The 6,678-nt window shown below is 68.1% G+C and carries 4 protein-coding genes, 1 tRNA gene and 2 pseudogenes; 5 read left to right on the plus strand and 2 right to left on the minus strand.

Going from position 1 to position 6,678, the window contains the following annotated elements:
• The 5 genes and pseudogenes from ABZ951_RS33190 to ABZ951_RS33210 all read left to right on the plus strand — a co-directional run.
• A pseudogene (locus tag ABZ951_RS33190) lies at nucleotides 1-416 on the plus strand (hypothetical protein); the annotation flags it as partial.
• 171 nt (nucleotides 417-587) lie between these two features.
• Complete coding sequence (locus ABZ951_RS33195) at nucleotides 588-944, plus strand: hypothetical protein (RefSeq protein ID WP_344098081.1); 357 nt, start codon at nucleotides 588-590, stop codon at nucleotides 942-944.
• A 507-nt stretch (nucleotides 945-1,451) separates the two neighbouring features.
• On the plus strand, nucleotides 1,452-2,321 hold the full coding sequence (locus ABZ951_RS33200) for a spirocyclase AveC family protein (RefSeq protein WP_344098080.1): 870 nt from the start codon (nucleotides 1,452-1,454) through the stop codon (nucleotides 2,319-2,321).
• Between the two features lie 385 nt (nucleotides 2,322-2,706).
• Entirely contained in the window at nucleotides 2,707-3,597 is an 891-nt protein-coding gene (locus ABZ951_RS33205) for an aldo/keto reductase (protein WP_344098079.1), read from the plus strand.
• Nucleotides 3,598-3,725: 128 nt separating this feature from the next.
• Nucleotides 3,726-5,897, plus strand: a complete 2,172-nt coding sequence (locus ABZ951_RS33210; RefSeq protein ID WP_344098078.1) for an MMPL family transporter — start codon at nucleotides 3,726-3,728, stop codon at nucleotides 5,895-5,897.
• A 20-nt stretch (nucleotides 5,898-5,917) separates the two neighbouring features.
• On the opposite strand, the gene ABZ951_RS33215 is transcribed toward ABZ951_RS33210, so the two are convergent.
• Nucleotides 5,918-5,991 (minus strand) — tRNA-Ile (locus tag ABZ951_RS33215).
• Nucleotides 5,992-6,243: 252 nt separating this feature from the next.
• A pseudogene (locus tag ABZ951_RS33220) lies at nucleotides 6,244-6,678 on the minus strand (2-oxoacid:ferredoxin oxidoreductase subunit beta); the annotation flags it as partial.

Genomic DNA, 6,678 nt, shown 5'->3' on the forward strand with positions numbered 1-6,678 from the left:
CCCCGGGGGGGCCCGCCGCGGCGCGGGCGCGGGCAGCGGCAGAGGTGGCCAAGTGCGCGGACTCGGCCGGCGCGGCCAGGGAGGCGGCGGCCCAGGCGGCTGAGGCGGCCGCGCTGGCGGCGGACGCCGGCGCGCAGGCGGGGCCCGTCGCCCTTGCTGCCGCGACGGCCCAGGCCGAGGCCGCCGAGCAGACAGCCGAACGGACCCGCCTGATCGCTCAGCGGAGCCGTGAGGCGGCGGACGCGGCGAAGGCCGTCGCCGGCTCCGCCGCTCTCGCTGCGACGGCGGCCCGGACCACCGCGGAGGCCGATCCGGCCGACCCCGACCTAGACCGGAGGGCGGCGGAGGCCGAAGCAGCGGCCATGGCGATGAATACGGACACCCCTTGGCTGCAGCGGCATCTCCCGGCCGAGTGAGTTCCCCCTCGTAGGGGGCGGCTCTCCGACCGGAGGGCCGCCCCGGTGCCCTGTCCGCGAAGAGATCGCGTACGCGACTGCACCGCGCTGGGCACCGTCCTCCCGCCCCTCCATCAGGGTCGGCCGTCACCCGGTGTGCCGCGCAGGCTGGTGAACACAAGGAGATCTGTCATGGCCGATGCTGACGCGCTCTCCGTCGGAGAGCTCGGTCGCACTGTCGACGCGCTGCGGCGGGAGTTCCACGACGGCATGGCCGGGATCAACTCCCGCCTCGACCGCTTGGTGTCCTCCGAGGTGCATGCCCTGCAGTCGGCCCACGCCGACCAGCGCATCGCCGCCCTCGACCAGGGGCTTCAGCGGGAGCGGGAGGCACGCTCGACCCTGGAGCGCGCGTTCGAGCGGTACCAGTTGGCCGAAGCCGAGCGGCGTGAGCGGGAGCGGGAGACCCGTCTGTATCAGGCCATCGTCCCCGCCCTGGTCGGAGTGACGGCCGCCGCCGTCGCGGTCTGGGGAGTGATCGCCAAGTAAGCGCCGGGAACACAGAACCGGCCACCCGCAAGTGATGCGCGGGCGGCCGGGTGCGGGCGGCAAAAGAGGGGTGGTTCTGCGCGCCCACGATCGGAAACCAGTGCCGAAACACAGGCGCCCGTTATCCGGCTGGATTCTCCGTTCACCGGGCTGCATCAATTCTAGTCACCGAGTGACGCGCCGGAACCCCTGGGTCTGCGGCAGCGTGCCCGCCCCGGAACTGGAGGGGACAGGGGTTCTCCGAGTGGCCGGGAAAGGAACACAAACTCGGCCCGGTTCTGGGGCCTTCAGGGGGTGGCGGAAGAATCACCTCCAGTCGTTAGACTCCGCGACCATTGAGCCACCTTGGCCCAGTTGTACCGGGAATATGCCGAGTTGAAGGAGATCTGTGTGAGCGTGAACCCTCCGTCTGGTCTGCGACACACGAGAAACGCTCCGGCAAACCTGGTCCGATATTTCGCCGTTCCGGTGACGGCATGGGCGGTTCTCGGGGCTCTGCTGCTGGGCTTGGAAGTTTACGTCCTTGCTTCCTGGGCCATGGACGGCGGGTACCGTCTGGCGAGCACGGCGTCGGCCGGAAAGAGCGACGGGCCGGTGCGGGCCATCGATGTGATGGCCCCTCTGTCAGCCGTTCTGGGAGCCGCGCTCCTAGCCCTTTACCTCTACCGCAGATACCGAATCAAGCAGCGCCTTGACTTCGACACCCTGCTCTTCGCCGCCCTGCTGTTGGCCTCCTGGCAGAGCCCGTTGATGAACTGGTTCCACCCGGTACTGGTCGCCAATACACATGTGCTGGGAGCAGTGGGCTCATGGGGCCCTTATATGCCGGGCTGGCAAGGATTCGGCTCCCACCAGGAGGCGGAGCTGCCCCTGGTGACACTGAGCATTTCCGTGTCCGCGCTGCTGGCCGTCCTGGCCTGCAGCAAGATCATGACGTTGATCATGGACCGCTGGCCTGGCACGAGCCGAGTGCGCTTGGTCCTTTCCGGCTTCCTCCTCGCCGTCCTTGTCGATGCGGCGGAGCCGCTGCTCACCTTCCTCGGCGTCGTCGCTTGGTCCCGTGCCGTGCCCGAAGTGACCCTCTGGAGCGGGAACTGGTACCAGTTCCCGCTGTACCAGATGCTCGCCACCGGGCTGTTCACCGGTGCGCTCAGCGCCTTGCGCTGCCTGCGCAATGTCCAGGGCGAAAGCTGGCTGGAACGTGGGGCCGTCCGGCTTCCCCCGGCGATCAGACCGTGGGCTCGCCTGCTGGCGGTCGTCGGAGGTACGAACGCGGCTCTCACCCTCTACACCGGTCTGCACATCCTGGTCTCCCTGGTGGACGGAGCTCCGCCCGCCCACCTTCCCGATTACTTCCGGCCGCCGACGGCGTACTGACCGTGCCCGGCACGCCGCCGGCCGGAGAAAGCGCCGAACACCTCGCTGCTCCGCACTGCCTGTCACCCCATAACCGCGTAACCATCCCAGCCGACTCGGTTACCCCAAACAGGGAGTGCCGGGCCATAACTTCACGGCTACTGGCCGCAGGAGGAGATCCCCGATATGGGCGGCCTGCCGGAATATCTGCCCCATAACTGCCACCAAACCGGCGAGGTCCATTCTTCGAGACCGCCCTGATAACGGTGTTGGATTGTGTCCGGAATCGGCGGCGCTGCCACTTGCCGATGCGAAAGTAACGACCTTCTGGAGTGCACCAGTGAACGTCAGCTGCGACATCGAAGGCGGTCGCAAGCACCGCAGAGGTCAGATGGAGTATCGGAGGGTGACGAACAGCGGCCTGTACCTGTCGGCGATCGGGGTGAACCTCGAGGAGAACTCCGGCCCTAAGAAGGGCGTCAGAGAGATGTGCAACACGCTGGAGACAGCAGTGGGTTGCGGAGTCAATCATTTCGACCTGGCACCGCATTACGGGGATTCCCGCGGCGCGGTGGAGGAGATCTTCGGCCGGGCGCTGCAGCGGTTCAGCAATCTGCGCGAGGACCTCGTCATCTCCGCGCGCGCCGGGCTGGGCACCCAGTCCGGCCTCATGCCGGGTTTCGGCTCACGCAAGTGTCTGATGACGTCTTTGGATTCCACGCTCAGCCGCACCAAGCTGGAATGCGTCGATGTCTTTTACGCACACCGTTATGACGCGTTCACCCCGATCGAGGAGACCGCGAGCGCCCTGGATTCCATCGCCCGCCAGGGCAAGGCCCTGTATGTCGGGCTGTCCGGATACGCACCCGCCATGGTGCGCCGGGTCGCGGCGATCCTCCGCGACCTGGGCACACCACTGTCCGTGTGCAGGGTCACCTATTCGATGCTGCACCGCTGGCCGGAGGACGGCCTCTTGGACGTCCTGGCGGACGAAAGGATCGGATGCGTCGCGGACGGCACCCTCGATGTCACTTTCGGCCCCTACCCCGATTGCTCCCGGAAAGAGGTCGAAAGGCTGCAGACACGGCTCAGCCGGATCTCCCTCCGGCGCGGGCAATCCTCCCGGCAGTGCGCCCTGAGCTGGGTCCTCCGACAGCCCTCCGTGGCCTCCGCCCTGGTAGCGCTCCCGGACTCCGACGATCTGCTGGAGTACTGCGCCGCCGTGCACAAGACGTCCTTCGCCGAGGAAGAGCTCGTTTCCGTCGACGGCTGCTTCCCCGAAGTCCATCGCTCCTAGAACGGGCACGCGCCGCACCGGACCCCGGCGATCTGCCGACTCCCGGCCACGCAGGCCCCCGCTCGCCCGCTCCCCCACAGGCTGCCGCACATCTGCCTGCCACACCGCTCTGAACACCGAGGACTACATTGTTTCGTCGAGTCGGACAGGTCGCTGTCCACCGCCCCTGGCTCGTGATCGCGGGATGGATCCTCGCGGCCACAGCCCTCACTCTCTGGACTCCGGAGCCCACACCACACTCCGGCGGCTCCGGAATCCTGCCCTCGCACTATGAATCCGCGCGAGCCGACCGACTGCACGAGAAGGTCTTTCCCAGCATCCGGCAGCCCGCGGCCACCGCCGTCTTCCAGCGCAAGGACGGTGACCGGCTCACCCCGGGAGACGAACGCGACATCGCCCATGTGGCCACCGGCCTCAGCGACCGGCACCACCCGGGGATCGCCGCCGTCACCACCAGCCCCGAAGGGGTCTCGCCCAACGGCCGGATCGCGCTCGCCCAGGTCCACACCACCACCGATGACCCGTCCGCCGAAACGGTGGGCCGCTCCGTCAAGCTTCTGCGTCAGGACGCCAAAGCCCTGCTGCGCGACACCGACCTGCGCATGGGCGTCACCGGCCGGGCGGCCATTGATCTCGATGCCAGGGAGGCTTCCGCCAAGAGCGACGGACTGGTGATGAAGGCGACCTTGGTACTCATCGTCGTCCTGCTCCTGCTCATCTTCCGCAGCCCGCTCATCGCTGCCCTGCCTGCCCTGATCATCGGGATCACCTACATGGTCGCCGTCGGTCTCATCGCCATCACCACGTCCGTCAGCGGGCTGAACGCCGACGCCTTCGTATCGGCGATGCTCATCGTCGTCCTCTTCGGTATCGGCACCGACTACATTCTCTTCCTTCTCTTCCGCTACCGAGAGGAATTGCGTGCCGGCGCAGAGCCGAAGGAAGCCCTTATCGATTCCGTGGCCCGAGTGGGCGAGACCCTCGCCTCAGCGGCCAGCGTCGTCATCGTCGCCTTCCTCGCCCTGCTGCTGTCGAGCGTGGGCACCTTGCGGACCATGGGGCCACCGCTCGCCATCTCCGTCGCCGTGGCCCTTGTCGCCGCGCTCACTCTCGTTCCCGCGGTCTTCTCCCTGCTCGGCACGAAGGCGTTCTGGCCGTCCGCCTCCTGGGCCTGGCAGCCCCGGAACCCCGTCGCCCGCGGCATCGGCGCGGCAGTCGCACGCCGTCCCGGTCTCCTCGCCGGCGCGGCGGCCACCGTGCTCGCTCTTCTCACGATCAACGCTTTCGACTTCACGTCCGACTTCGAAACCTCCAGTCAGTCGCAGAAGGTCGAGTCGATCCGGGCCGCGAAGGACCTGGAACGCGGCTTCCCGGCCAGTCAGTCCGACCCTGTCAAGGTCTACCTCAGCACCAAGGACGGCTCCCCGCTCCACCTCGCCCCGGTCAGCGCCTACGGGAGGGAACTGGGAGAGCTCCCAGGAGTGGGCACGGTCTCCCCGCCCGTGCTGAACGAGGAAGGAAGCGTCGCCCTGTACAAGGTCGCGCTCACGCACCGCCCCGCGGCGGCCGAGGCCGTCGAACTGGCCGGCGGCATGCTGCGCGACAGAGCACACGAAGGCGCACCCGCCGGTACCCGAGCACTGGTGGGCGGTACCTCCGCCGCCTACGCGGACATGCAGAAGGCCGTCGTGCGCGACTACACGATCGTCTTTTCCGTCGCCGCACTGGCCATCATGATCATTCTGGGGCTGCTGCTCCGCAGCCTGCTCGCCCCGTTCTGTCTGATGATCGCCGTCGCCCTGGGTTGCGCCGCCAGCCTCGGCTCGGTGGTCTGGCTCGTCCAAGGGGTACAGCACCAGCCCGGTCTCTCGCTGGTCCTCCCCGCGATCCTCTACCTGTTCGTCGTCACCCTCGGCACCGACTACAACATCCTGATGGTGACCCGCCTGCGTGAGGAGCTCGCCCGCGGTGTGCCGCTCCGCCGGGCCGTCCGGGCCGCGGTGGCCTTCTCGGCCCCCACGATCGCCGCCGCGGCGCTCATCCTGGCCGGCACCTTCGGCGTGCTGGCGCTGACCGACAGTTCCATGCTGCGGCAGGTGGGGGCCGCGGTCGCCTTCGGCACCCTGCTCAGCGCGTTCGTCCTCGCCATGTTCCTGGTTCCGGCGCTCATGCACCTCATGGGCCGCTGGGCCTGGTGGCCGGGGCGCCTGTACGCCGGCCCGGCCGTGCCCCCGACGTTGTCCCCGGACGGTCCGGGCCCTGCCCCGGTTCAGTGCGTGCCTCCTACCGGCGACGCCTGAGGGCATCCCGGAGGACGCAGTGAGGCGTGCGGGACTTGAACCCGCGATCGGAGGATTATGAGTCCCCTGCTCTTCCCAGCTGAGCTAACGCCTCATCAGCTACTGCGCGCCGAAAAGGCAATGCCAGCACAGTAATCAGGCGAAACGCAAGAAATAGCCACTATCCCACCGTGGCCGGGCAACCCGGTTCGTCCCGGAGTTCGCGCGGCCACGGGAAACCCACTGCGCGACGCGTCAGCCGGGTGGCGGCCCCGTCTGGACCAACGCAAGCCGAGTTCCCATGACACCGGTTATGGGAACTGCTCGCCGCCGGGTGGATGCCGCCTCCGTCCTGTCTCACCGTTGATCAGCCGACGACGGTCCAGGTGTCGCCGCCGGCGAGCAGGGCGGCGAGGTCGCCCTTGCCGTGTTGTTCGGTGGCGGTTTCGAGCTGGTCGGTCATCTGGGTGTCGTAGACGGGGCGGTCGGTGCTGCGGAAGACGCCGATGGGGGTGTGGTGGAGGGTGTCGGGGTCGGCGAGGCGGGAGAGGGCGAAGGCGGTGGTGGGGGAGGCGGCGTGGGCGTCGTGGACCAGGATGCGGTCCTCGTTCTCCGGGGTGACCTCGACGACGTGGAGGTCGCCGGTGGCCTGGTCGCGGATGACGCCCTTGGTGTTGTCGGTGCCGAAGCGGATGGGCTGTCCGTGTTCCAGGCGGATGACCGCTTCGGTGGCCTGGTCCTTGTCCTTGAGGACCTCGAAGGCGCCGTCGTTGAAGATGTTGCAGTTCTGGTAGATCTCCAC

Source organism: Streptomyces sp. NPDC046215, from assembly GCF_040646215.1.
Lineage (GTDB): Bacteria > Actinomycetota > Actinomycetes > Streptomycetales > Streptomycetaceae > Streptomyces > Streptomyces stramineus.

What these genes read in the sequence shown, in the direction of transcription:
- ABZ951_RS33195 (WP_344098081.1), top strand. Translation starts at nt 588, where the DNA reads ATGGCCGATGCTGACGCGCTCTCCGTCGGAGAGCTCGGTCGCACTGTC.